General features: G+C 61.9%; 22 protein-coding genes and 1 pseudogene. 14 read left to right on the top strand and 9 right to left on the bottom strand.

Translation table 11 applies throughout. The features are described from left to right. Positions 1–13 precede the first annotated feature (13 nt). Positions 14–970: an AraC family transcriptional regulator gene (locus tag FJ958_RS18930; RefSeq protein ID WP_181176435.1), complete on the top strand. Its 957-nt coding sequence runs from the start codon at positions 14–16 to the stop codon at positions 968–970. Positions 971–1022: 52 nt separating this feature from the next. On the opposite strand, the gene FJ958_RS18935 is transcribed toward FJ958_RS18930, so the two are convergent. Together FJ958_RS18935 and FJ958_RS18940 are read right to left on the bottom strand one after the other, a co-directional pair. Next, the gene (locus tag FJ958_RS18935; RefSeq protein ID WP_140744706.1) at positions 1023–2510 is read right to left on the bottom strand and encodes an ATP-binding protein; all 1488 of its coding nucleotides are present in this window, start codon (positions 2508–2510) and stop codon (positions 1023–1025) included. Continuing rightward, on the bottom strand, positions 2507–3169 hold the full coding sequence (locus FJ958_RS18940) for a response regulator (RefSeq protein ID WP_140744707.1): 663 nt from the start codon (positions 3167–3169) through the stop codon (positions 2507–2509). The genes FJ958_RS18935 and FJ958_RS18940 overlap by 4 nt, the downstream gene beginning before the upstream one ends. A 168-nt stretch (positions 3170–3337) precedes the next feature. On the opposite strand from FJ958_RS18940, the gene FJ958_RS18945 reads away from it, so the two are divergent. The 3 genes from FJ958_RS18945 (at position 3338) to FJ958_RS18955 (ending at position 6589) form a co-directional block, all read left to right on the top strand. Continuing rightward, on the top strand, positions 3338–3907 hold the full coding sequence (locus FJ958_RS18945; RefSeq protein WP_140744708.1) for a thioredoxin family protein: 570 nt from the start codon (positions 3338–3340) through the stop codon (positions 3905–3907). Between the two features lie 91 nt (positions 3908–3998). After that, a complete protein-coding gene (dsbD, locus tag FJ958_RS18950) occupies positions 3999–5792 on the top strand; it encodes a protein-disulfide reductase DsbD (protein ID WP_140744709.1) in 1794 nt (597 codons plus the stop codon). 2 nt (positions 5793–5794) lie between these two features. Continuing rightward, a complete protein-coding gene (locus FJ958_RS18955; RefSeq protein ID WP_140744710.1) occupies positions 5795–6589 on the top strand; it encodes a TlpA disulfide reductase family protein in 795 nt (264 codons plus the stop codon). Between the two features lie 108 nt (positions 6590–6697). On the opposite strand, the gene FJ958_RS18960 is transcribed toward FJ958_RS18955, so the two are convergent. Next, positions 6698–7597 carry a LysR family transcriptional regulator gene (locus tag FJ958_RS18960; RefSeq protein WP_140744711.1) on the bottom strand — a complete coding sequence of 300 codons (900 nt, stop codon included), beginning with the start codon at positions 7595–7597 and terminating at the stop codon, positions 6698–6700. 164 nt (positions 7598–7761) lie between these two features. On the opposite strand from FJ958_RS18960, the pseudogene FJ958_RS18965 reads away from it, so the two are divergent. The 3 genes and pseudogenes from FJ958_RS18965 to FJ958_RS18975 all read left to right on the top strand — a co-directional run bounded on the left by FJ958_RS18965 (position 7762) and on the right by FJ958_RS18975 (position 10097). Beyond that, positions 7762–8728, top strand: a pseudogene (locus tag FJ958_RS18965) (glutathione S-transferase family protein). Positions 8729–8901: 173 nt separating this feature from the next. Beyond that, positions 8902–9336, top strand: coding sequence for a DoxX family protein (locus tag FJ958_RS18970; RefSeq protein WP_140744712.1), 435 nt, complete (start codon positions 8902–8904; stop codon positions 9334–9336). A 131-nt stretch (positions 9337–9467) separates the two neighbouring features. Next, complete coding sequence (locus FJ958_RS18975) at positions 9468–10097, top strand: NADPH-dependent F420 reductase (RefSeq protein ID WP_140744713.1); 630 nt, start codon at positions 9468–9470, stop codon at positions 10095–10097. A 292-nt stretch (positions 10098–10389) separates the two neighbouring features. On the opposite strand, the gene nadC is transcribed toward FJ958_RS18975, so the two are convergent. From nadC to FJ958_RS19015, 6 genes are all read right to left on the bottom strand, one after another. Beyond that, complete coding sequence (nadC, locus tag FJ958_RS18985) at positions 10390–11259, bottom strand: carboxylating nicotinate-nucleotide diphosphorylase (RefSeq protein WP_140744714.1); 870 nt, start codon at positions 11257–11259, stop codon at positions 10390–10392. Next, entirely contained in the window at positions 11256–12797 is a 1542-nt protein-coding gene (locus tag FJ958_RS18990; RefSeq protein WP_140744715.1) for an L-aspartate oxidase, read from the bottom strand. The genes nadC and FJ958_RS18990 overlap by 4 nt, the downstream gene beginning before the upstream one ends. Continuing rightward, positions 12794–13774 (bottom strand): quinolinate synthase NadA, encoded by a 981-nt coding sequence (nadA, locus tag FJ958_RS18995; RefSeq protein ID WP_140744716.1) that lies wholly within the window; start codon positions 13772–13774, stop codon positions 12794–12796. Before nadA ends, FJ958_RS18990 begins: the two co-directional genes overlap by 4 nt. Positions 13775–13833: 59 nt before the next feature. Next, the gene (locus FJ958_RS19000; protein WP_140744717.1) at positions 13834–14778 is read right to left on the bottom strand and encodes a hypothetical protein; all 945 of its coding nucleotides are present in this window, start codon (positions 14776–14778) and stop codon (positions 13834–13836) included. 250 nt (positions 14779–15028) lie between these two features. Beyond that, entirely contained in the window at positions 15029–15817 is a 789-nt protein-coding gene (locus FJ958_RS19005; protein ID WP_140744718.1) for a class I SAM-dependent methyltransferase, read from the bottom strand. A 1228-nt stretch (positions 15818–17045) separates the two neighbouring features. Continuing rightward, positions 17046–17342 (bottom strand): hypothetical protein, encoded by a 297-nt coding sequence (locus FJ958_RS19015; protein WP_140744756.1) that lies wholly within the window; start codon positions 17340–17342, stop codon positions 17046–17048. Positions 17343–17554: 212 nt separating this feature from the next. Between FJ958_RS19015 and FJ958_RS31625 the strand changes: the two genes are divergently transcribed. The 7 genes from FJ958_RS31625 to FJ958_RS19050 all read left to right on the top strand — a co-directional run bounded on the left by FJ958_RS31625 (position 17555) and on the right by FJ958_RS19050 (position 23483). After that, positions 17555–17908: a hypothetical protein gene (locus FJ958_RS31625; protein ID WP_181176436.1), complete on the top strand. Its 354-nt coding sequence runs from the start codon at positions 17555–17557 to the stop codon at positions 17906–17908. A gap of 757 nt (positions 17909–18665) precedes the next feature. Continuing rightward, entirely contained in the window at positions 18666–19622 is a 957-nt protein-coding gene (locus FJ958_RS19025) for a zincin-like metallopeptidase domain-containing protein (protein ID WP_140744719.1), read from the top strand. Positions 19623–19695: 73 nt separating this feature from the next. Continuing rightward, positions 19696–19827: a DUF2958 domain-containing protein gene (locus FJ958_RS32050; RefSeq protein ID WP_246676911.1), complete on the top strand. Its 132-nt coding sequence runs from the start codon at positions 19696–19698 to the stop codon at positions 19825–19827. A gap of 331 nt (positions 19828–20158) precedes the next feature. Next, positions 20159–22282: a ParB/RepB/Spo0J family partition protein gene (locus tag FJ958_RS19035; protein WP_140744720.1), complete on the top strand. Its 2124-nt coding sequence runs from the start codon at positions 20159–20161 to the stop codon at positions 22280–22282. A gap of 188 nt (positions 22283–22470) precedes the next feature. Next, positions 22471–22716 (top strand): hypothetical protein, encoded by a 246-nt coding sequence (locus FJ958_RS19040; RefSeq protein WP_140744721.1) that lies wholly within the window; start codon positions 22471–22473, stop codon positions 22714–22716. An 84-nt stretch (positions 22717–22800) separates the two neighbouring features. Then, positions 22801–23220, top strand: a complete 420-nt coding sequence (locus tag FJ958_RS19045) for a hypothetical protein (protein ID WP_140744722.1) — start codon at positions 22801–22803, stop codon at positions 23218–23220. Continuing rightward, positions 23217–23483 carry a DUF6117 family protein gene (locus FJ958_RS19050; RefSeq protein WP_140744723.1) on the top strand — a complete coding sequence of 89 codons (267 nt, stop codon included), beginning with the start codon at positions 23217–23219 and terminating at the stop codon, positions 23481–23483. The genes FJ958_RS19045 and FJ958_RS19050 overlap by 4 nt, the downstream gene beginning before the upstream one ends. Positions 23484–23527 lie beyond the last annotated feature (44 nt).

The raw sequence follows: 23527 nt of genomic DNA on the forward strand, positions 1-23527 counted from the left end.
GAGAGGAATTTAGATGGTACCACCTATGGATTGGCTCAGCCGGCTGCTCGACATGATGCCTGTGACCGGCCGCCTTGATATCCGTTGCTTTTACGCTGCCCCCTGGCGGATCGCCTACGACACCTCACAGCCGGGTGTTCTGCCGTATCACGTGGTCCTGAGTGGCTCTGCCCTGCTGGAGAGTTCGTCCGGCGGACCGCCGAAGCGGCTTGTGGCAGGTGATATCCTGGTGCTGGCTACCGGCGGCGCACATACTCTTCACGATGGCAGCGGTATAGCGCCGGGACCTGCGGCTTATCGGCCGGGATTGAATCACACGATCAGCGAGAATGCCGGTTCGGGCGAGCGCCTTGATCTCCTGTGCGGCCATTTTACCATTCCCAGGCCGCACGATCGGCTGATGCGGGAATATCTGCCCCCGGAACTGATCGTAAGAAGCAGCCTTCAGAACCAGGGTGACGGCACATCGCCGGTGGGAACGCAACTTGCAAATCTCGTTGCCCTGATGCGCTCGGAGTCCGATATCGAGCGCCTTGGCGGCACGGCAATGCTGAACGCATTCTCCGCCGCGCTATTCACCTTGTCGCTGCGGCTTGCGAGTGAATCGAAAGAAAGTCCTTCGGGCCTTCTCGCCTTGGCGGGCCATCCAAGACTTACACCCGCGCTTGCCGCGATGTTTCACAATCCGGCCCACGCATGGACGCTTCCCGAGCTTGCTGACCTCTGCAACATGTCGCGAGCGACATTTGCAAGACATTTTCAGGAGAAGTTGGGACGTTCTGCCAGCGACCTTCTTCTCGACATTCGCATGGCACTCGCTGCGAATGAACTGAGGAAGCCAGGCGCATCCACAGCCGCCGTCGCCGAGGCAGCCGGCTATCAATCCGAAGCAGCCTTCCAGCGTACCTTCAAACAGAAAGTAGGCGTCACCCCCTCACAATGGCGCAGGGCAGCCAGGACAGCCGACTGAGTCAGCGCACTCGAAATCTGTATCTGAGGAGAGATGGACGCAACCAACAGGCTCACGCGCTCTCGGCAAGTTCCGACTTCCAGGAAACGTCGCATCGATCGAAGACCATTCGCGCAGACAGGCCGCCAGGCTCTCGACTATGCAGCGCAAGCTTTGCCCGGCCGTGCTCGACGGCAAACTCGGCAATACTCAGGCCGAGCCCGCTTCCAACCGTTGTCTTGTGGCGTCCCCGGAAAAAGCGCTCGGTGACATGGGCGATCTCTCCGGCGGGAATCCCCGGTCCTTCGTCATCTATCGCGATCTCGACAGTGTCTGCCTTCTCGATGAGACTGCAGGTAATCGTCGTTGTCTGTCCGGCATGAAGAATAGCGTTTTCGAGGAGGTTTCGCGCCGCAAGGGTAAAGAGATCCGCATTCATATCGACCTCTACCCGAAACAGTTCGTCCGCAATGATAATGATCGGCCCTTGCTTGTCGGGTAAAGTAAGGACAGTCGCAGGAATAAGTGCGTCGCTCTCTCCGACGTCGCCCTCAGAACCATTGGGCAAATCAGCGGAGAGCGGTTCACTTGATGTTGTGAGTGTCCTAAGCTCGTCCCTGAGAACCGCAAGCAGATCGCCTGGAACAAACCTGCCGGAGGCTGCAACCTCTGCGGAGGCCTCGACGGACGCCATGTCGAGGAGCTGACGCACGAGCCTTGCTGTCCTCGTGACCCCTTGGACGATTTGATGGAGCGCCTTCTCCCTGATCTTTGAATCGCCGCTTGCAATCGCAACCTGGGCCTGGGTCTTGAGACCCGCCAAGGGCGTCCTGAGTTCATGCGCGGCAAAGGCTGTAAAATTGCGCTCGCGATCGCGCGCTGCGGCAACGCGTTCGAACAGCGCGTTAAGCGCCCGGATGACCGGCGCGGTTTCGACCGTCGCGTCCCCATCCGGCAGCGCATTGAGATCTGATGCCGTTCTCGCGCCCAAACGCTCCGCCATCCGCCGCAACGGTGCTAACCCGCTTCCCACACTCAACCAGATCAATCCGGCGAGAGCCGGAACCATCAGCAGCGCCGGCAGCAGCAGTCCGGTGATGACGTCATTGACGAGCCCGTCCCGTGCATGGAGGTTGTCTCCTACCAAGACCCGAACCCCGAGTTCCTTGTTTTCCACGGCATAGACACGCCATCTCTCGCCGTCGATCTCCGTCTGCGAGAACCCGGCTCGCACATCGGAGAGCTCCCCTTGCGGAGCTCCCTCGGAACGGCTCAGCAGATCGCCGTTAAACGACCATATCTGACAGGAGAGCTGGCGCTCGTAGCTCGCCCTCCTTCGGGCGTCACTATAGCCCGGAGCCGCGGCGGCACGAGCGGCGTCGATATCCTGCTTGTCGATCAGAGAGCTGACCATGTTCGCAGCCTCGACAAGACGGGAATCAAGCGCGCTCTCGACTTCGGCTCGTGTTCTCAGAGAAATCCAGACGACGGCAGAGAACCAAACCATGCCGGTCGCGACCATCAAAATCAGAAAGAGCCTTGCCCGCATCGATCGCTTCATGACCGCTCTCCCATTCGGTAGCCGAGTCCCCTGACGGTCTCGATTAAGCCGGTTCCGAGCTTAGTGCGGAGATGATGGATGTGAACCTCGACCGTATTGCTTTCGACATCCTCCTGCCATCCGTACAGTTTCTCCTCGATCTGGGATTTCGACAGCACCGCACCGGGCCGATTCATAAGCGCGTGCAATACGGAGAACTCGCGGCGCGAGAGGCGAATCTCTGAGCCGTCCTTTTCCACGGTGAAGCGCGCCGGATCGAGCGAGATGCCGGCCCATTCCACAACGGCCGTCGATCTGCCGGCCGCGCGGCGCACAAGTGCCCGCAATCTGGCTGCAACCTCATTCAGATCGAACGGTTTGCCAAGATAGTCGTCCGCGCCGGTGTCAAGGCCGGCGATGCGTTCCTGGACGGAGTCGCGTGCGGTCAGGAGAAGCACGGGAACGTGATCTCGGCGCGCGCGCAGTTCCTTGAGAAGGTCTATGCCGGAACCATCCGGCAAGATGAGATCAAGGACGACGGCATCGTAGGACGCCGCTCTTAACACGGCCTCCGCCTCCGCATAGGTCATCACCGCATCGACGACGAAGCCCTTCAGGGTCAGCCCGACCTGCAGTCCATCCTTCAGAATCTCGTCGTCCTCGACAACCAGTAAACGCACGCTGAATCTCCGGCCGGCCGTGTTTTCCGATCAAATGCGACGGTGCTCTTAAGGCAGGCTTAAGCTTCACCGTTTCTGCCTGCGACGCTAGACGCCGGTCAGCGGCCGCGCGGACAGCCGAAGTCCTGGCGCTTCACTCAACAAGGCAAGCAAAGGAATGCGGACCGAATGAGCAAAGAACTCCGGGAGCCCATCGAGGGATCAAGCGTGAGAATGCCCGCACGCCCGGTCGATGGCTTGCACAACCGGCATGACAGGATTGAGGGCGTCGCGTCAACTGAATGCAGGAGGCGCGCCTTTATTCTTGGTGGCATCGCAGCGGCTGCGATCGGGCTGGCAACAGGCTATCATGGCCAAGCGCTGGCGATTTCCACCCAAATCGGTCCCATTCGCACAGTCCCAGACTTCGAGCAGGCGCTTGCGCTCTCCAGGATGCGCAATGCTGCCGCAGTGGTCGACGTCGCTGCCAAGTGGTGCGCGTTCTGCCGGGTGCTCGATGAAAGGATCCTCGTTGATCCACGCGTGGCGGCCCTGCTTCGAAACCTTGCGCTCATCCGGATCGACGTCACGGCGATGGATGAATCGAACGTCAATCTGCTTGCTCATCTGGGCGTCTTCGGTCCGCCCACAATTATGGTTGTCGATACCGCCAGCGGAGCCGAATTTCCAAATACACGTTCGGTTGGTGCTTTCGACGCCGCAGACCTCGTCGCCAGATTGCGGCCATTCGCGCGATAGGCCGTTTTCGGCCGATGGGACCGGCCGTGGCTTAAGGCTGCTTTAAGCTGGCACGCACCCCTACATTGTCAATCCTCCATGGAATCAACCAATGCGCAGAATTCTTCTCGTCCTGCTTCTTTTTGTCATGGTTGTCGTCATGGCTGCCGGCGCCAGTCATGCCGGCGAGGGCGATCCCTTGCCAAGCGAGGAGGCCTTCAAGTTTTCCGCGGAGCGGGCCCCGACCGGCTCGGTGGAACTCAGATGGACCATAGCGGATGGCTACTATCTCTATCGGGATCACATGAACGCCAGTAATGCTGACGGCGCCGGTCCGGTCACCATGGACCTGCCGAGAGGAGTGGAGAAGACAGATCCCAATTTCGGGTCCACAGAGGTCTATCACGGTCAGGTCACGGCCGTCTTGGAAACACCCTACGGAGAAAAGGTCCGTATCCGTTACCAGGGCTGCAAGGAACGCAGCATCTGCTATCCCCCGGTCGAAAAGGTCGTCGATACCCATGCGCTGTCGGCTCGATCCGAGCCGGTGCAACCTGCCGTCGAGACGTCCAGCCAGGCCGATGCCGGGCATTTCAAGCTTGCTGAGGATAGCACCGACGGGATGATTTCATCCCTGCTTCGCAGCGGTGGTCCGGTCTTTGTCGTCGCAAGCTTTCTCGTCTTCGGCCTTCTCCTGTCGTTTACGCCATGCGTGCTGCCGATGTACCCGATCCTTGCCGCCACGCTTGCCCGTGAGGAAGAGCACCTGACGGCGAAACGCGGATTCGCATTGTCCTTGACCTACGTCGTCGCGATGGCGGTCGCGTTTGGCCTGCTCGGGATTTTTGCGGCATGGTCCGGCCAGAATCTGCAGATCGTCCTGCAATCGCCGGGCGCAATCGTTGCGGTGTCCTTGATTTTCGCGACGCTCGCGGTCTCGATGTTCGGCGCCTTCGAACTGCAGTTGCCCGCGCGCTGGGTCCGCCGCATCAGCTCCGCCCAAGGCGGAGAACGCGGATCGGCGGGCGGCGCTGCGTTTCTTGGTTTCACGTCCGCTCTCATTGTCGGCCCCTGTGTGACAGCCCCCCTCGCGGCGGCCTTGCTCTACATTGCCAAAACCGGCGACGCCGGTCTCGGCGCCGCGGCGCTATTTGCCCTTGGCTTCGGGCAAGGTATCCCGCTGATCGCCTTTGGAACCATGGGCGGCAGGGCGTTGCCGCGCGCCGGCGCTTGGATGGTTCATGTGAAGCATGTTTTCGGGTTCGTCTTCCTTGCGACAGCGATCTATATGGTCAGCCGTGTCTTGCCGGCCAGCCTGGGTCTCGCGCTCTGGGCGGCGCTCTTGATCGCGGCAGGCGTGTTCCTCGGTGGTTTCGATACCATGACGCCGAGAGCCACGCCTTCGCGCCGACTGCTCAAGGCAGTCGGTCTGACCCTCTTCCTATCCGGCGCCTTCATGGGTGTCGGCGCAGCGAGCGGCGGATCCGACCCGTTGCGGCCACTGCAATTCGCCTCGCCTCAGAGTGGCGGGCGTGAGGAGCAGGCCGTACACTTCGCGGAAGCCAGTTCGAGTGGGGACCTTCGAACACAGCTGAGCCGGGCTGCTTCGGCTGGATCGCCGACAGCGATCTACTTCACCGCAGAATGGTGCGTCGCATGCGATCACATCGATCGAAGTGTTCTTGCCGCCAGCGAGGTGATCGAGGGGCTCGCAAAATTTAACACCATCAAAGTCGACCTCACGGACCTCGACGATTCCCGACAGGAGCTCATGCGTGAGCTCGGCGTCGCCGGGCCGCCGACAATGGTCTTCTTCGATCGGAAGTCCACAGAGATCCCGGGCTCACGTTTGGTTGGAGAATTTACCGCAGCGTCGCTATCGGCGTCTGCCAAGCTTGGAGAATAGGGATGAATGCAATCACACTTGGTCCGCTGATGCTGCCGATTGACCGTTTTTCGGCAATCCTCGCTGCAGTGGCATTCCTGCTGGTTGCGGACATCCTAGCGCGCCGTGTCGACCGCAGATTTTCAACCTGGTCTTCATGGGCGACCGCCATCTACTTCGTCATGGCCCGTGTTGGTCACGTTCTGCAGCATCTTGAAAGTTTCGCCACGGAGCCCTGGCGGATTTTCGCTGTCAATCAAGGCGGATTTTCATGGCCGGTAGGGCTTTTTGGCCTCGTGCTGTTCTCGGTCGTCTTCCTGCGCAAAGTCAAAATGGTAACCTGGTCCTTGATCCCCATCGCGCTCAGCGGGGTGGTGGGTGCGGCGACATTGCAGCTCGGCGTGGTGCCAACGGGGCTTATGCTGCCAAACCAGACATTCCCGCTGATGGACGGACGTTCACTTCGCCCCTCATCACTGTCGGGGAGGCCGATGGTGATCAATCTTTGGGCTAGCTGGTGCCCGCCATGCCGGCAGGAAATGCCGATGATGGCGGAACTCGCTCAAAATTCGGGTGCTGCGACTTTTATCTTCGCCAATCAAGGTGAGGGGGACACAGCAATCAGCGACTTCCTGACCAAGGCCAACATCAAACTCGACAATCTCGTCCTGGATCGATCGCTCGTGTTTCAACAGCACTATGATGTCCTGGGGCTTCCCGCGACTCTGTTCATCGACAGCGACGGCGTGCTTCGCGACCTTCATCTCGGCGAGATATCGAAAGAGATACTGGTCACCAAGATCAAAGAACTCCAATAACCGGCGACTGTCGCCCTCCTTGTCACGGCGGTTATGGTCGATTTAAGGACCATCACCAGCAGGGCGTACCGCCGCCACCGGCTTGCATTCTGGCCCTTGCAGGTCTTATCAAGGCGTGCCGGCGAAATGCTGGATCAGAAAATCGATGAATACCCGGGTCTTCGCCGGCGGCCGTTCGGCCGGCGGATAGACCGCGTAGACGCCGCCGAGATCGACCGGCGGATGATCGAGTTCAAGACGCACGAGTTCGCCGGTGGCGATCGGGCGGGCGACGATGAAAGTCGGTTGATAGATGATGCCGAGCCCGGCCGTGGCCGCTTCCACCAGCGCGTCGCCGTTGCTCGCGCGCAGAGGACCGGAGATCGGAACGGTCACTTCAGCATTCGCGCCGAAAGACCAGGAAGCGGTGCCGGCCACCTGTGACAGCGTGTAGCCCAGGCAGGCGTGAGCGCGCAGGTCCGCGACGCAATACGGCCGCCCATGCTTTTCCAGATAGGCGGGAGAGGCGCACAGCAACAGCTGGCAGGATGTGAGCTTGCGGGCAACCAGCGAGGAATTGGCCAACCGGCCAATGCGGATCGCCATGTCCCAGCCTTCTTCGACGATATCGACCAGTCGATCGTTCAAGCCGAGATCGACCGTCAGTTCGGGATGCAGGGCCGAAAAGGCCGGAATGAGCGGTGCGATCTGGCTAGCGCCGAACGAAACCGGAATGCTTACCCGCAACAGTCCCTTCACGACAAGGCTCTTGGCCGTTGCCGCCGCGTCGGCGTCCTCCAGTTCGGCAAGGATGCGCTCGGCGACGTCGAGATAAGCCCGGCCGATATTCGTCGGCGTAACGCGCCGCGTCGTGCGGTGAAGCAGACGCACGCCTAGATGCTCTTCCAGGGCCGCGACATGCTTGGTCACCATCGTCGGGGACATGCCCATGGCTCGCGCGGCAGCGGAAAGACTGCCGAGTTCCACCGTCCGGAGCAGCACCTGCAAGCCTGTAAAACGATCCAGCACTGTCCACCTCGTACTATCGGTGTGAGAACAATTTCAAAAATACCGGATTATGGGCAGTTTCGGAAGATAATAATGTGAGGCAGATGGTTTGGTTCGACCTGAGACGGCCAACGGTCGGTCTGCCAGCAGGCCGCTGAAACGGAAGTCCCGACGAGGAGATAGCAATGCTAGTGAATGGCAAATGGTCCGCCGACTGGCAGCCGATCCAGGGCACAGACGCCAAGGGCGCGTTCGTGCGCAAGGCGTCCAGTTTTCGGAACTGGGTTACGCCAGACGGCAGTTCGGGCCCTACCGGACAGGGCGGCTTTATTGCCGAAGCCGGCCGTTATCACCTGTATGTCGCCCTCATCTGTCCCTGGGCATCGCGGACCCCGATCGCCCGCAAGCTGAAAGGCCTGGAAAAGGCGATCGGCGTCTCGGTCGTCAATCCGACCTTGACGGACCAAGGCTGGGCGTTCGGCGGCGCGGACGCGGATGAGGATCCGATCCTCGGCGCCCGCCATATGCACGAAATCTATTCCTGCGCCGACCCCGACTATACCGGTCGCGCCACCGTCCCCGTGCTCTGGGACAGGAAGCGCAAAACCATCGTCAACAATGAATCGGCCGACATTCTCCGCATAATAGGAACCGGCTTCGGTGCGCTCGCGACAATCGATCGCGATCTCTATCCGGCCGACCTCAGGGAAGAGATCGACGCGCTCGGCGAGCGCCTCTATCCGACGCTCAACAACGGCGTCTACCGCACGGGATTTGCGCAGACCCCAGGAAGCTTACGAAGAAGCCGTCACCGGTGTTTTCACGATGCTCGATGAGCTGGAGGCGCGACTCGACAAGGAGCCGTTCCTGTTCGGCGACCGCCTGACAGAGACAGATATCCGGCTGTTCGTGACGCTGGTCCGGTTCGACGTCGCCTATCACGGCATCTTCAAGTGCAATCTGCGCCGCATCGCGGACTATCCGAACCTGTCGCGCTATCTCCGCACCGTACTTGCGCTGCCCGGCGTCGAGGAGACGGTCAGCATTGAGCATATCAAGCGAGGCTACTATTCGATCAAGTCGCTCAATCCCACCGGAATCATTCCCATCGGTCCCGATTTGCCGGCGCAAGACCGAAAGCTGGTCGCCTGAACGGCCAAGGGGGACTTAGATCATGCTGCCGATGCCGGGGAGAGAGGGCCTCTCCGACCAGGCACTTCGCACCGCCATCTCGGCCGTTCGTTTCGACTAACCCTCCATTTCCCCCTCGGATGGCAGGGTCCCAACACCATCAAACTCAAGCAATGGATATGGAGGACTTTATCATGATCGACCTGCGTACCGCCGCCTTTGGCGCCTTTGTGCTACGTGTAGTATCCGGGGTTCTTTTCCTGGCCCACGCCGCATTGAAAATCTTCGTCTTCACCCCGGCGGGCACCGCCCAGTTCTTCGGTTCGCTGGGCCTGCCCCCGGAACTTGCCTACCTCGTGATACTGATCGAGGTCGTTGGGGGTGCCGCGCTCATCCTTGGCGTTTACGCGCGTCTCGTCAGCCTCGTTCTCATCATTGAACTGCTTGGCGCCATATTTTCGGTCCACGCAGCCAATGGCTTCTTCTTCAACAACGCCAATGGCGGATGGGAGTACCCGGCGTTCTGGGCTTTGACCCTGGCCGTGCAGATCCTGCTCGGCTACGGCGCCTTCGCGCTCGTGCCTTCCCGGTTCAACCAATCTACACGTCGTCAGCCGGCTGCCGGCTGAGCTTCCGAAACCATTCCGGGCGGGGCGGGGCACTTCCCGCCCGTTCCGGACCGGGCGAAGCATTGTGGCTAACCCCGCGCTGTCCCTCTCTCAACATTCCCTGCAAACCACTTATTGAAAGGAACGATACAATGAACATCACGATTCTGGGTGCCGGCAATATGGGCGCCGGCCTTGCCAAGACCTTGTCCCGCGCCGGGCATGGCATCGTCATCGGTGCCCGTGACGTCGCCAAGGCCCAAACCGCGGCGGCCAGTCTCGGGCCGGCGGTCCATGCGGCGCCGATCGAAGCCGCGGTCCGTAGCGCCGACGTGATTATACTGGCGGTGCCGTACGACGCCGTCGCCAGCCTGGTGAAAGGGCTCGATCTGTCCGGCAAGGTCGTCGTCGACATCACCAACCCGCTGACCCCGGACTATATGGGCCTCACGATCGGGCACAGCACTTCTGCAGCCGAGCAGATACAGGCGCTGATCCCGACTGCTCATGTGGTCAAGGCCTTCAACACGGTCTTTGCTCAAATCCTGCAAGGCGAGCCAAAGATTGCCGGCGAGCGAATTCCCGTTTATGTCGCCGGCGACGATGCGGCTGCGAAGGGGACGGTAAGCTCCGTTGCCACCTCGGCAGGTTTCGCCGCTGTCGACGCAGGCGGCTTGAAGACCGCCCGTTATCTTGAGCCGCTGGCAGGCCTCAATATTCTATTCGGCTATGGGCTCGGTCACGGAACCGCCATCGCGCCAGCTTGGTTGCGCGCTGCCTGATCGTCCCGCCCAGGGCGGCGGTATCGAGGTTGGCGCAATCGGCCGCCGCAGGGTGCGATTCTTGTCCGAGTCTGCCGAAAACGTACTGCTTCGCCTCCCGCACGCTGACCTCCAGCGAAGCGCCATGGGCAACACAGTCGGCGATCGCGCTGGACAAAATGCAACGTTGCGCGCATCCCGCACTGCAAGCGGGGTTTCAGGGCTTGGGAGACGCGTCTCGCACGCGCCTTGTGGCGCCAGATCGGGTTGCGCCAGCGATGTCTGCCGGAAGAGGCCAGTCCAGTGCCGTCGGTCAAACGGGACGATTGAGTTCACGGTAGTCGAGGCCGATGTCGAGGATCGGCGCGCTGTGAGTCAACCATCCGACGGAAATCAGGTCGACACCGGTCGCGGCAATAGCGGGCGCCGTCGCGGCTGTGATCCTGCCTGAGGCTTCCGTGATCGCCCTGCCGCCAACCATGGCCATCGCCCGGCGCAATTGCTCGACCGACATGTTGTCGAGCAGGACAGCATCAGGGGCGAACGCTAGGGCTTCATCCAACTGGGCCAGCGTATCGACTTCGACTTCGATCTTGACGAGATGGCCGACGTTGCTTCGCGCCCTTTCGATGGCAGAGCGAATTCCGCCGGCGATGGCGATGTGGTTGTCCTTGATGAGGATAGCGTCGTCGAGGCCGAAGCGGTGATTGGACCCGCCACCAGCGCGCACGGCGTATTTTTCGATGGCCCGCAAGCCGGGGGTCGTCTTGCGGGTGCAAACGACCTTCGCCTTGTGTTCGTGGATCGCATTCACAATCGATGCCGTCACAGTCGCGATACCGCTCAGGTGGCACAGAAAATTGAGCGCCGTGCGTTCCGCCGTAAGTATGGCCCGCGCCGGGCCGTTGACCGAGGCAATGACCTCGCCTTGCGCCACCTCGCCGCCATCCGCACGATGCACGATCATCTCGATATCCCGGTCGATGAGGCGAAACGCCAGCATCGCCAGATCGAGCCCGGCGACAGTGCCGGCCTGGCGCGCCGAAAGCACGGTCGTCGCATGGCGGTCCTTCGGCACGATGGCGTCCGTAGTCAGGTCGCCGGCCCGACCGAGGTCTTCGAGAAGAGCAGTGCGTACCAGGGGCTCAAGCATGATTGCCGGAAGCGGCGAGAGGTCCGTCATGTGACGCTTTCCAGCGCTGGAGAGTGGGCGAGTTCCCGCGCTGCCGCCAAGGCGGCATCGAGGGTGATTTCGGAGCGTCGGGCGCCGAACGCATGGTGTGGAAAGTCTGTCCTGAAATGAGCCCCGCGGCTTTCCTTTCGCCGCAGGGCGGCAATCGTGATCATCAGCCCGACAATGGCGGGATCGGACGCGGGGCCATGCCGCTCCGCCAGCGGCAGCAGGGCGCGCGCAGCCGCTCGCAGCCCCCCGCCGTCCCGGGTGAGGCCGAGGGCACGGGACAGGAGAGGGCGAACTGGTCCCGGGTCGGACGCCGGCTCGTGGGGCGCCACCGTTCGCTTTCCACTGCCGTCAGGCGAACCGGTCACGCTATTGGCGACCCAGCGCGCGCAGACGACCGCCTCGGTCAGCGAGTTGCTGGCCAGCCGGTTGGCGCCGTGAAGACCGGTCGAGGCGGCCTCTCCGCAAGCCCAAAGTCCTGGAACCGAGGTGCGACCGGCCTGATCCACGGCGACACCGCCCATGTGGTAGTGCTGGGCGGGCCGGATCGGAAGGAGGTCATGTGTCGGATCGATACCGGCGCGGCGGCAGGCCGCCGCAATCGTCAAGAACTGCTGCGCGAATGCAGCGCCTGGCCTTTCGCGCACGTCGAGGAAGACGCGATGGCCCTGCGCAAGATGTCTCCAGACGGCGCGCGCGACGATGTCGCGCGGTGCAAGTTCCGCACCCGCTACGCTATCGAGAAAGCGCCGGCCAGTCTCGTCAACGATCGTCGCGCCTTCGCCGCGAACCGCCTCGCTGATCAGCGGCATCGGACGCCCCGGCCCGTCAAGCGCGGTCGGGTGGAACTGGATGAATTCGAGGTCGGCAAGCGCTGCACCGGCGTGCGCCGCAAGCGCCAGCCCCTGTCCGCAACTTCCCAATGGATTTGTCGTGTCGTTGAACAGGCCACCGATTCCGCCAGTGGCGAGAACGACCCTTCCCGTGGCGAAGGACAATGGACCTGTCGAAGAACTCGCAAGCACGCCGTTGACCCTGCCGTCCTCCACCACCAGCCGGCGCGCTTCGATCCCCTCGGCGATTTCAATGGTCCGCGTGGACCGCACGGCGGCGACAAGCGCGCGCATGACCTCCCGTCCGCTGCCGTCACCGCCTGCATGGACGATGCGCCGGCGGCTGTGGGCGGCTTCCAGTCCGAGACGCAAAATTCCTTTGGCTGTCCGATCGAAAAGAACCCCAAGTCGCGCCAGATCTTCGATCGCAGCGGGTGCCGCGTTGAGGATGAGCCTTGCGGCTTCCGCGTCGCACAGCCCGTCGCCGGCGGCGAGCGTATCGGAAAGATGCAGCGCCGGGCTATCGTCTTCGCCAAGGCTGGCGGCAAGGCCGCCTTGCGCCCACGCGCTGGAAGCCTCGGCGCCAAGCGGCGACCGCGACACGAGAAGCACCGGCTCGGGCGCCAGATGCAGCGCCGTCATCAATCCAGCTACGCCGCCGCCGATGATGACTGGCCGGCCGGCGAGATCATGAATATCCATGCTCATACGGCCAGCATCCGCTCGACGGCCAGCCGAGCTGGCACTGCGATGTCGGCATCGATGGTCACGACATACTGGTTCTGTTCCAGCGCTGCCCGGATGTTGGCGAGCGTTATCCGCTTCATGTGCGGGCATAGATTACAGGGCCGAATGAACTCGACTTGGGGATGCTCGACCGCGACATTGTCGCTCATCGAGCACTCCGTCATCAGCACAACGCGTGGCGGTTTTTGTCGCCCGACATAATCGGACATGGCCGCGGTCGAGCCGGAGAAATCGGCCTCGGCCACCACTTCGGGCGGACATTCGGGATGGGCCAGGACCGTCACGCCGGGATGATCCTCGCGCAACTGGCGGATGTCGGCGGGCGTGAAGCGTTCGTGCACCTCGCAATGGCCTTTCCAGGCGATGATCTCCACGTCCGTCTGGGCGGCGATGTTCTGCGCCAGATATTCATCCGGCAGCATGATCACCCGGGGAACCCCGAGGGATTCGACGATCGCCTTCGCGTTGCCCGAGGTGCAGCATATGTCGGAGACGGCCTTCACTTGCGCCGACGTGTTGACATAGGTAACGACCGGCACGCCGGGATAGCGCTGCCGCAGCAGACGGATATCGGCGGCGGTGATGGAGTCCGCCAGCGAACATCCCGCCTGCAAATCGGGGATGAGCACGGTCCTTTGCGGATTGAGCAGCTTCGCCGTCTCGGCCATGAAATGCACCCCGGCGAGCACGATGACGTCGGCTTCTGTCGATATCGCCTTGCGGGCAAGCGCCAGGCTGTCGCCGACGATGTCGGCGACACAGTGGAAGATTTCCGGTGTCTGATAATTGTGAGCCAGGATCACGGCGTTTCGCTGCCGCTTGAGATCGAGGATGGCCTCGACATCATCGGCGAATACCGGCCATTCGATGGCCGGAATGACGCGGCGAACGCGGTCGTAGAGGGCGGAGCTCCGGACCTGGGTGTGGGAAATCGCCATTCGATATATGCTCCGTGTGAGTATATATCGCCAATATATTCTGACTTTGAGTATAAGTGTCAAGCGCGCGTAAGTGGCAATTTCGTTCCGGCAACGGCGCGTTCGGCCAACACGGAATGGCGGAAGCGAAACAGCTTGGCGGGGCGGCCACGCATGTCGGTCGTCATCGCTCCGGTCTCTTCGACCAGTTCCTGCTGCTCGACCAGCCGCCGGAAATTCGGTTTGTGCACGAGCCGTCCGGCCAGCGCCTCGACGCTGCGCTGGAGCTGCAGCAGCGTGAACGTCGGTGGCATCAGCTCGAAGACGACGGGACGATACTTAATCTTGGCACGCAGCCTGGCGATGCCAGTGGCAAGGATACGACGGTGATCCGCCGCCATGGCCGGACCGAACACCGACAGCGTGTTGGCCTTGACCTTGTTGCGATGCGCCTCCTCGACAAGCGCCGCCTCATACAGCAGCTCGTAGCGTTGCAACACCAGCTCTTCGTTCCAACTGTGGCGATCGAGACCGAAGGCGACCGCTGTTCGCTGCTGGCGCTCACTGCGCACCGAAAGGTTGTCGGCGGCCTTCGCCCAGGCATTCAGCTGCGGGACAATTATATTCGGCAATGAAGGTGGAACACCGTCGCGATGATCTTCCCAAGGAAAATAGTCGTACCAGTTGCGCCATCTCGCCTTGTCGGCGGGCGCTGCTTGGCCTTCGCGCGCCAAAGCAAGGTAACTGATCGAGATCACCCGCTCGGCTTCATCAACTGCACGGTCGCGATCGGCGAAGGTGTAGAGCTGTTCGATGTAGCCCAGGGGATGCCGCGTCTGCTGTTCCACCCAGTCCCGCAGACCCGATTGCAGCGAACGGTGTCCAAGCTCGAACGGGCCAGAGGGCAACGCGTTGCCGTTCTCGACGGACATGATGCGGGGCTGGTCGGCCGTTACCGCGACCAGCACCGCAATCAACTCAGCCCCAATGGAATGTCGCCGGTCGGCATTTGCAGACTGCTTCAACTGATTACCGTATCACGCTCATGCGGTTGTCGACTTTGATGCCCTGGTGTAGCCCGCCTTGATTCCGACCGTGAACCGGCCCGATGTGGCAGTCAACTTTGAAACCCTGGGATGTCGAGTACCAAATGTCGATATCGGTTGTCGCGCGCCCGTGATTTGAACCGCAGAAACCAAGCCCGTCTTCTACAAGGCGAACGGTAGCTTTGCGCGTCTGCGGACCCGCCACGCGCCGCATGATGCTTATGTCCCGTTACTGCTTTCTTGCAACCACCAGGAAATTCTGCGCAAGCCGTGCCGGAACTCGCGCTTTTTTACTTATCCTTTCACAAGGCTCAACCAACATTTCGCAGAGCCGTGGTAATAGATTCCCGGGTCGCGGCAGATAACCGTAGCCGATTATTCGCTCGACAACGAAACCATTAGAAAGGAGCATCTGCCTAAATCTGGCGATGCCTAAGGTATTGTGGATTGTTCGTCCCGCGCATCGATTTAAGATGCGACATGCAACCCCCATTGGCGAGGTCGCATTCATGTGGATGTTTGAGACGAGTAATCCCCCTTCGTTCAAATGCGCATGAATGGCCGACATCGCATTGTGCCTGAGTGCATTTTCAGCGTTCAGGAAGAACCGGAAAGCTGTAACCACGTCGAACGTTTTGCCAAGCGGTTCGAGCGTCAGATCAGTTTGAACCAGCGTCACGTTCTCGAGGGTATGTGCGCAAGCAAGCATCGATTCAGATACGTCAACACCATAGACCTCCCCAAATAAGTGGGCGGCGACATTTGTGATGCGACCTGTACCGCATGCGAAGTCCAGGCAGCTATGGCTCGGCCCACCCAGGGGGGAGAGAATGCTTTCGACCAAAGGCATTTCGATGTGCGACCATAGAGCCGCATAGTAGCCGGAAGCAAAGGTTGCGCCGTACTGCGCACCGTAGCCAACACCCTGGTGGCTCGTGCGGTAATTACTGTAGGCTCCCTCTTCAGAAGGGCGGTAGCGCTTGCTAAACGACACGCATGCAAGCGGCCACCCGGTCATTGTGGTCCGTCCAATCGGGGCAAGAATGCTGAGAGGGCGGCGTGGCTATCCTTGCCTCCCCTCAGATCGCGTGGCTGCTTAGTGGACCTAAAGCAATCAAGGCTACACATTTCGACGTTCTCTCTTCCAGTGCGAAAGATAGCGTCCTGGAGACTGCGTTATTAGACATGCCAAAGTTTGGTGTTAATCTCCCTTTGCTGAGGCGGAGGTCCTTTGCCTGGCGATGATTGGTGTCGATTGCAAGTTCGTTTTGGAAGGTTTCAAACAAGCTGCATGTAGTCTCATGCAAGAGCGGGTCCTTCAGCCGTTCCGACAACAAGGTGTCAGCGGCACCCGCACTTCTCGCGAGTAAACTCGCACCACGTTCGGCGATCACGCTTCATCCGTTTGCATGAAGCGTATTTTACGAATTTGTAAGGAAGCAACCCGTGAGGTTGTCAGGATTGCTTGCGGCCACCTCAAGATCGGTGAAGACTTCGAAACATAGCGCAAGGGTGCGACGCTCACCTTTTTCCGCACCGGATTGTCGGTCAATTCCGTACCAGTTGTGGAAGACGCCAATCGCTCCGGCTATGGCTGGCAGTTCGCTACAGGTCGACGTTGATGGCTATTCGCACCCATCACCACAACTGAAGTACTGGCACGTTCTCCACACAAGCCTCGATGAAGTCGCCAGGAAGCACTGGTCCCACGCCCGCAAGCAACATCGCCGTGTCGGGGCCCATGCCTCGGGCGTCATCGTCCCAAGGATTTTTTTCAACAGTTGTCAGGTGAATGACCATCGCCGGCTTTGCGCGTTTTGGATCGCGCTGAAGCTGCGCGTCCAGGAGCGCCTGATGTTCCCCGCGTCCGCCTGCTCGATTCCACTATCGTATGGGTGTGTGCTAATTGATGATAGGCCAAACTATGGGTTTCGCACGCGCAACATGGAGGTGTGCATTGCACCGAACGCTCTCATTGAAATGAATGGCGACATCAACGGGACGGCCATGAGAGCTTCTGGCTGCGAGGGAGTGGAGAGGCAAGGATTGAGGTGTCTGGATGAAAGTTGTTGGTCTCTACCGATGTCCAGGGAATCCGCCGTTCGCCTGCGTCGTCGAGGGCCTCAAGGGCACCTACGTCACGGAACATGCCTACCGCGCTGCGGGTCACCAGCCAGATTTTGGCACCCTGCCTTGGGAGGATGAGTATAGGACCGCGAGAAAGAAGACGCCGGGAGAGTAGCTGCTCAGGATGTTCCGTCGCCGCTATGATCTCGTTCATTGGATTCATAGTACGGCAGGTAGGCGTTGGCGAACAGCCACTGCGTGACGATTGACTGCAGCAATTGCGGCCTCGAAAGCCGCATCTCGGCTGCAACCCCTTCCAGAGCTGCCTCGATGCCAGGCTCCACGTCCAGGCCAACGCTCACATTCCTGAGCATCAAGGCCGCACGGCGAAGCAGAGCCCTCAGATCAGCACCTGACATTTCAGCCGTCCGGTCAGAGGCGAGGTGGAGTTCTTCCGCGAAGTTCAACCGTCCCATCCCGGGACGATAGTGCAAAACGCTGGCGCTCGCCATTGGGCAGACCGACCGTATCCAAGGTATCCACAGTGTATTGCTTCTTTGCCGGCACGCTACATTTGCTTTCGCGGCGCCCGACGCTGAGCCAATCAATGCCGGGAATGACACGATGAAACGGGGATCCTCAGGTCCGCCGTCAGTGGCAGACCTGAAGGGTTCGGGCGTCCAGTTACTTGTTGCAGTTTCGTGAGGGCGAGGTGGTCGTACCGCTTGCGATACTGTTGTCGACGTCGTTGCCGGCAGCGTCTTTGCAGCGGTCGTTCATGCCGTTCGTCGAATTCGTCGCGTTGGGATCGGTGGCGATGGTGCCGCCGGTAGCCGCGCCCGAGCCGGTAGCGTTTACACCTGTGCCGCCATTGACGCGGGTACCTGAGGTGCTGCCGCTGACACCCGCTCCGGCGTTGCTGCCGCCGGACCCGCTGGTCCGCGCCGTGGCGGGTGCAGCCTTTATCTCGACTGATGTTCCGTCCGTTGCGCCTGTTCCTTCACTGGCGAACCCTGGCGCTGATGACCTTGGCGCGGCGTGAGGCTCACGAGGTGACGCCGGTTTCATACCTTAACTTTCCTTCAATCGATCTAATTTAGAAATCGCTAATGCGCTTCTCGATTCTGCTTTTCTGCTGGGCAGCATTCTTCGGCTGGGACTTTGCTACCAACGATGGCGAATCCACAATTGGCCTTGGCAAGCAGGTGGCCCACCTACTCTCCATGTCGGGGCTTATGTGAAGATGTGCCGTCGCCAGCGCAAACTTATGACACGATTAACGGATCGTTGACCGCGCTGTCCTATTCTGGGACAGCGCGGTCAAACCCCCAACCGGCCGCGCAGGCGGCTCCGGCAACACAGCCCCCGCCGCACTGTCGGAGCCGCCACCACATCCCTCAACAATACCATCAATGGTTGAATCAAGGGTTACCGCACTTCCACTTATTGTCTCGATAGTGCCAAATGACGCTGCGCAGCTCCGCGCTTGAGGGTCCGGCCGCAACGCTGTCCTGAACGGCCGGAGGGACGTCATCAACTTCGCCGCGCCGGCGTAGCGGCGGCCTTTGGGCAATGCAAAACGGCTAAAATTACCGCAGCAGACGGTCCATATGCTGACAGCCAGCAGATCAGGCACCATTACGCGCGGCGACGACAAAGATCTGTGAGGTGCGCGCCTTCATCAGGCAGCTGCGCCAGGAGGCGCCGCACCGTCGGTTGAGAGGGAGAGTGCAACCGGGTTGCCGTGACGGGTTGAGAGCTGGGAGAGAGGCTCCCGGCGCCCGTCGCGGAGCTCCGCCATGTCCAGAAAAAGCACATGCGCTCAAACCGCCCCGGAGCGGGCGAGTCTTTACGACGAAATCACCGGCAAGATCATCGCCGATCTTCAGGCAGGGTGCGTGCCCTGGGTCCAGCCCTGGGGGACCGCGGCCGCCAAGGCGCCGCTCGCCATGCCCAGGAATGCCGCCACCGGCCGTCACTATTCCGGGATCAATGTGCTGATCCTGTGGGGCGCCGTGATCGATCACGGGTTTTGCGCCCAGAGCTGGCTCACCTTTCGCCAGGCGGTCGCGCTCGGCGGCAATGTGCGCAAGGGCGAACACGGCACGACCGTGGTCTATGCCGACCAATTTGTGCCTGACGACGAGAAGCGGCGCGCGCGCGACACTGGCGACGAAGTCCAGGCGATCTCGTTCCTGAAGCGCTTCACCGTCTTCAACACCGCACAGTGCGAGAATCTGCCGGAAGGTGTCGCGAGCGTCGCTCCGCCTCCGCCACGCGCTCTCATTGAGCCGAAGGTCGAGGCGCTGATCCGCGCTACGGCAATCGACTTCCGCATCGGCGGCAACCGAGCCTTCTATGTTCCGGCGCTCGATTATGTGCAGGTTCCGCCGCCCCAGGCCTATTTCGAGACGATCAACTGGCATCGGACAGCGCTTCACGAACTTGGCCACGCCACCGGACATCGATCCCGTCTCGACCGCGACATGACCGGCAGTTTCGGCACGAAGAAGTATGCCTTCGAGGAACTGATCGCGGAGATGAACGCTGCGTTCTGCTGCGCCTCGCTGGGCATCGTGCCGACCGTTCGCCACGCGGACTACATCGGCTCCTGGCTCGACGTGCTGCGGCAGGACAACCGTGCCATTGTGCGCGCTGCGTCCCATGCCAGCAAGGCGGCCTCCTGGCTGCTTGGCTTCGTCCCGGCCCAAGACGTCGGCGGGGCCGAGCCTGTGATCGGGGGGAGGGCGGCATGATCATCCTCGCGCGCCCGATCTGCGCGAGCGCCTGCTCGCCAACTGCAGCAATCGCGGCGGCGACCATTTGCCCGTGGTCAAGGTCTTCAACCCAATTGGCGAAGGCGTCTGGCTCGCCACCGAGCTCATGCCGATGGCGACAGTCTCTACGGCATCGCCGATCGCGGCGATCCGGAGATTGGCAGCTTTTCGCCCATGGAGATAAGCCTGCCCGCCTGCCATCCAGCTGGGGCATCGAGCGCGACATCGTGGTCGGCATGCACAGTGCCGCTCTCCATCTGGGCCGAGGCCGCCCGTCGGGCTCGGGCAGCATCCGTGCGGCCGGGCTCATCTTTTCATCCGCCACACTGTCTCGGGCCGGCATCTGCCTTCTTGAAAACCGTGGAGCCGCCGAAGCGCACCTCGTGTCCGTGGCTCTGTTCCTGCCTGGATCGTCCGGTGCGCGGCGCCGCCCTCAGAGTGAGAGGGCGGCGCCTGCCTTGGTGACGGGTTTGGAGGTCGGGAGAGTCTCGGCCGCCCGTCGCGGAGAAATCTCGATGGCTACCGCCAAGCAGAAGATCACCCTCAACGCCTCGCGCGACATCCCCTTCCACAAGCTAGTGCTCAGCCAGTCCAACGTCCGGCGTATCAAGCGCGGGGAAACCATCGAGGACCTCGCCGCCTCGATCGAACGGCGCGGCCTGCTCCAGAGCCTCAACGTCCGGCCGACGCTGGATGACGAAGGCAACGAGACCGGCATGTTCGAGGTGCCCGCAGGCGGGCGCCGCTATCGCGCCCTGGAATTGCTGGTCAGGCACAAGCGCATGGCCAAGACAGAGCCGGTGCCCTGCGTCGTGACCGACGCCCACAGCACGGTGCCGATCGAGGAGGATTCTCTGGCTGAGAACTTCCAGCGCGAAGATCTCCATCCCCTCGACATGTTTCGCGCCTTCCAGACCCTGCACGGCCGGGGCGCGAGCCATGAGGAGATCGCCGCGCGCTTCTTCGTGTCGCCGACATTCGTGCAGCAGCGCCTGCGGCTCGCCAAGGCTTCGCCCAAGCTGCTCGAGATCTATGAGCAGGAGGGCATGACGCTCGAGCAACTGATGGCCTTTACCGTGACCGACGATCATGCGCGTCAGGAACAGGTCTGGGAGGCGCTTGAGAATTCGTGGTCGAAGGAACCGTATCAGATCCGGCGCATGCTGACCGAAACCACCGTTCGGGTCAGTGACCGCCGCGCCTTGTTCGTCGGTGTCGACACCTTCGTAGCCGCCGGCGGGAACGTGCTTCGCGATTTGTTCGAAGCCGATAATGGTGGCTGGATGCAGGACCCCGCGCTGCTCGACCGCCTGGTGGGAGAGAAACTCAAGTCAGTCGCCGACGAGATCGCTGGCGAGGGTTGGAAGTGGATCGTCGTCGACGTCGATCTGCCCTATGGCCACAATCACGGCCTGCGAGCACTCGCCGGCATCCCTGCCGACCTGACCGAGGAGGAACGGGCAGAACGCGAAGCCCTGCGCGCGGAATACGATCGGCTGGAGGCCGAATATGGCGAGGTCGACGATCTCCCCGACGACGCCGACCGACGCCTTGGCGAGATCGAGTCCGCGCTCGAGGCCTTCGAGAGCCGGCCAATGATCTACGATCCGGCCGAAATCGGCCGCGCCGGGGTTTTCATCAGCATCGACCGCGATGGGAATCTCGTCGTCGATCGTGGTTATGTACGTCCCGACGACGAGGCACCGGAGACGGCCGACGGCGATGGCGCCGGGGATCCGACGGAGAGTGTCGATGGCAGGGGCAATCCCTCGGTTCATCGCACTACCATCAACGTCGGCGCCCAGGCATCCGAGCCCGAGGAGGATGAAGGCGAGGCCATCAAGCCGCTGCCAGAGCGCCTGGTCATCGAGCTGACCGCGCATCGCACGCTCGCGCTGCGCAACGCCGTGGGCGCGAGCCCGCATGTGGCAATCACGGCGCTGCTGCATCGGCTTGTTGTCGACACTTTCGGTCAGCGTTCCTCGAACGGCTGTGTCGAGGCCTCGATCCGGCACTCCTATCTGCCGGTTCAGGATGCCGGCCTCAAAGACAGCCCGGCGGCCAAGGCGCTCGACGAGCGCCATCACGCATGGAAGGGCGACATCCCGCTCGACGATGACGAGGCTCTCTGGGCTTGGCTCGACGGTATCGATGACGCGAGCCGGCAGGCGCTGCTGGCGCATTGCGTCAGCTATGGGATCAACGCCCTCTACGAACGCCCAAACCCTTATGGCGGTGGTGGCGTTTCCCAGCACGGGCTCGACCAGCGTCTGCGCGAGGCCGACCGGCTCTCCGCCGCCACCGGGCTCGACATGGTGGATGCGGGCTGGCGCCCGACGGTCGACAACTATCTCGGCCGCGTCACCAAGTCCCGCATCCTCCAAGCGGTGCGCGAGGGCGCCGGCGAGCAGGCAGCCCAGCTCATCGACCACATGAAAAAGGGGGACATGGCCAGGGAGGCCGAGCGCCTGCTGGCCGACAGCGGCTGGCTGCCCGAGCCGCTTCGCCTGATCGGTGATTTCTGGGGCACCGAGGCGCAGGCCGAGGAGGTTGAGGCGCTGCCTGAATTCCTCTCCGGCGACGGGGGCGATAGCTCGGATGTTTCAGCGGACGCCGCGCAGGCGATCGCCGCCGAATAGTATCCAACCCCGGGCGGCTCCGGTCGCCCCCGACCCCTGCACCTCATGGCCCGGCGGCGCGCCGGGCCAATTTCGGTTTCAGGCGGCGGTCCTTAACGCACCGCCGCGCGCCCGTCCGACCTGCTTCGCGCCAGCCTCGATCACGCTCAGGTAACTGTTCCTCCGACAGCGTCATCCTCGTCACCGTCATGCGCTCCCGCTCGGTTAACAGCGGGCTCGGTCCCGAGATCGTCGAGCGACCCGGTATCGGCATAGTCCGCGTTGTGGGGCAGATCGGCGACGATAACGAGTTGCCGCACCTCGCCGAGAGCCGGGAGGCGGCGGAACTCTGGTTGGCCAAAACCGGATACCGCAATGTGCGCCTTGAAGAGGTCACCGCGGACGAAGTCGGCGCCGACGTCGCCAAAGGGCGAGTGGCGGGGCGAGCCGCCTAGCGCCCCACCCAGCATCAATCTTCAGACACCACGGCCCGGGCTCTCAAAAGAGCGCCGGGCGGCGTTTTAATCAGGAGCAGCACGATGCCCGCATTCAACATAGAGACAAGCTACCGCCTGCCGGTCTTCCGGCACCGCAGCTATCTGGCCGATACGCCCGAAGCGGCCTATCGGCTGGCCATCGGGGACGATGACTGGTCCGCTGAACGGCTCGGCTACGAGCCTGCTGGCGAGACCCATATCACCGGCATCTGGCAAGGCGCAGATGCTGCCTGCCGTGGTGCCGCCATCCCGGTGCCGGGCCATTTCAAGGAGACGGTGCAGCGCCAGGCAGCCCACTTCGAACGTCTGCCCGGCCTGCCCAAGATCATGGTTGGCGACGCCCAGGCAGGCAGGGTAACCGCGGCGGAATGGATGGGCAAGGCCGCGTGGCCCATCTCGGTAGGCGAAGCGATTCTGGCCAACGCTCCCCATGAACCGACAGAGACGGGAGGCCCGACATGAGCATCCCAGACCACGCCCGCAGCAATTTCCAGACGCTGCTTCGAGCCGCCAGCGACGGCAACCTCGCATTAATGGAATGCGCGGATGCCAAAACCGGCCAGCCGCGCTACGTGATCTGCGCTGTCGGACGCGATGGCGGCGACTACATGTTCACACCGTTTGGCCATTTGGCCGATGGCAATCCATACGACGCTTATCTGCCGCCCGATCCGAACGACCCTGCCGGCTTCGTGCCGGAAGACGGACCCGGCCGCCGGGCATGATCGCGATCACCTGACATCAACAGGCGCTCCGCCCGCGGCGGAGC

The organism is Mesorhizobium sp. B2-3-5, assembly GCF_006442395.1.
Classification (GTDB): domain Bacteria; phylum Pseudomonadota; class Alphaproteobacteria; order Rhizobiales; family Rhizobiaceae; genus Mesorhizobium.

Coding starts and splice junctions, on each gene's coding strand:
- FJ958_RS18930 (WP_181176435.1), top strand. CDS start 14: ATGGTACCACCTATGGATTGGCTCAGCCGGCTGCTCGACATGATGCCT.
- FJ958_RS18935 (WP_140744706.1), bottom strand. CDS start 2,510: ATGAAGCGATCGATGCGGGCAAGGCTCTTTCTGATTTTGATGGTCGCG.
- FJ958_RS18945 (WP_140744708.1), top strand. CDS start 3,338: ATGAGCAAAGAACTCCGGGAGCCCATCGAGGGATCAAGCGTGAGAATG.
- dsbD (WP_140744709.1), top strand. CDS start 3,999: ATGCGCAGAATTCTTCTCGTCCTGCTTCTTTTTGTCATGGTTGTCGTC.
- FJ958_RS18955 (WP_140744710.1), top strand. CDS start 5,795: ATGAATGCAATCACACTTGGTCCGCTGATGCTGCCGATTGACCGTTTT.
- FJ958_RS18970 (WP_140744712.1), top strand. CDS start 8,902: ATGATCGACCTGCGTACCGCCGCCTTTGGCGCCTTTGTGCTACGTGTA.
- FJ958_RS18975 (WP_140744713.1), top strand. CDS start 9,468: ATGAACATCACGATTCTGGGTGCCGGCAATATGGGCGCCGGCCTTGCC.
- nadC (WP_140744714.1), bottom strand. CDS start 11,259: ATGACGGACCTCTCGCCGCTTCCGGCAATCATGCTTGAGCCCCTGGTA.
- FJ958_RS18990 (WP_140744715.1), bottom strand. CDS start 12,797: ATGAGCATGGATATTCATGATCTCGCCGGCCGGCCAGTCATCATCGGC.
- nadA (WP_140744716.1), bottom strand. CDS start 13,774: ATGGCGATTTCCCACACCCAGGTCCGGAGCTCCGCCCTCTACGACCGC.
- FJ958_RS19005 (WP_140744718.1), bottom strand. CDS start 15,817: ATGACCGGGTGGCCGCTTGCATGCGTGTCGTTTAGCAAGCGCTACCGC.
- FJ958_RS19015 (WP_140744756.1), bottom strand. CDS start 17,342: ATGGGACGGTTGAACTTCGCGGAAGAACTCCACCTCGCCTCTGACCGG.
- FJ958_RS19025 (WP_140744719.1), top strand. CDS start 18,666: ATGTCCAGAAAAAGCACATGCGCTCAAACCGCCCCGGAGCGGGCGAGT.
- FJ958_RS19035 (WP_140744720.1), top strand. CDS start 20,159: ATGGCTACCGCCAAGCAGAAGATCACCCTCAACGCCTCGCGCGACATC.
- FJ958_RS19040 (WP_140744721.1), top strand. CDS start 22,471: ATGCGCTCCCGCTCGGTTAACAGCGGGCTCGGTCCCGAGATCGTCGAG.
- FJ958_RS19045 (WP_140744722.1), top strand. CDS start 22,801: ATGCCCGCATTCAACATAGAGACAAGCTACCGCCTGCCGGTCTTCCGG.
- FJ958_RS19050 (WP_140744723.1), top strand. CDS start 23,217: ATGAGCATCCCAGACCACGCCCGCAGCAATTTCCAGACGCTGCTTCGA.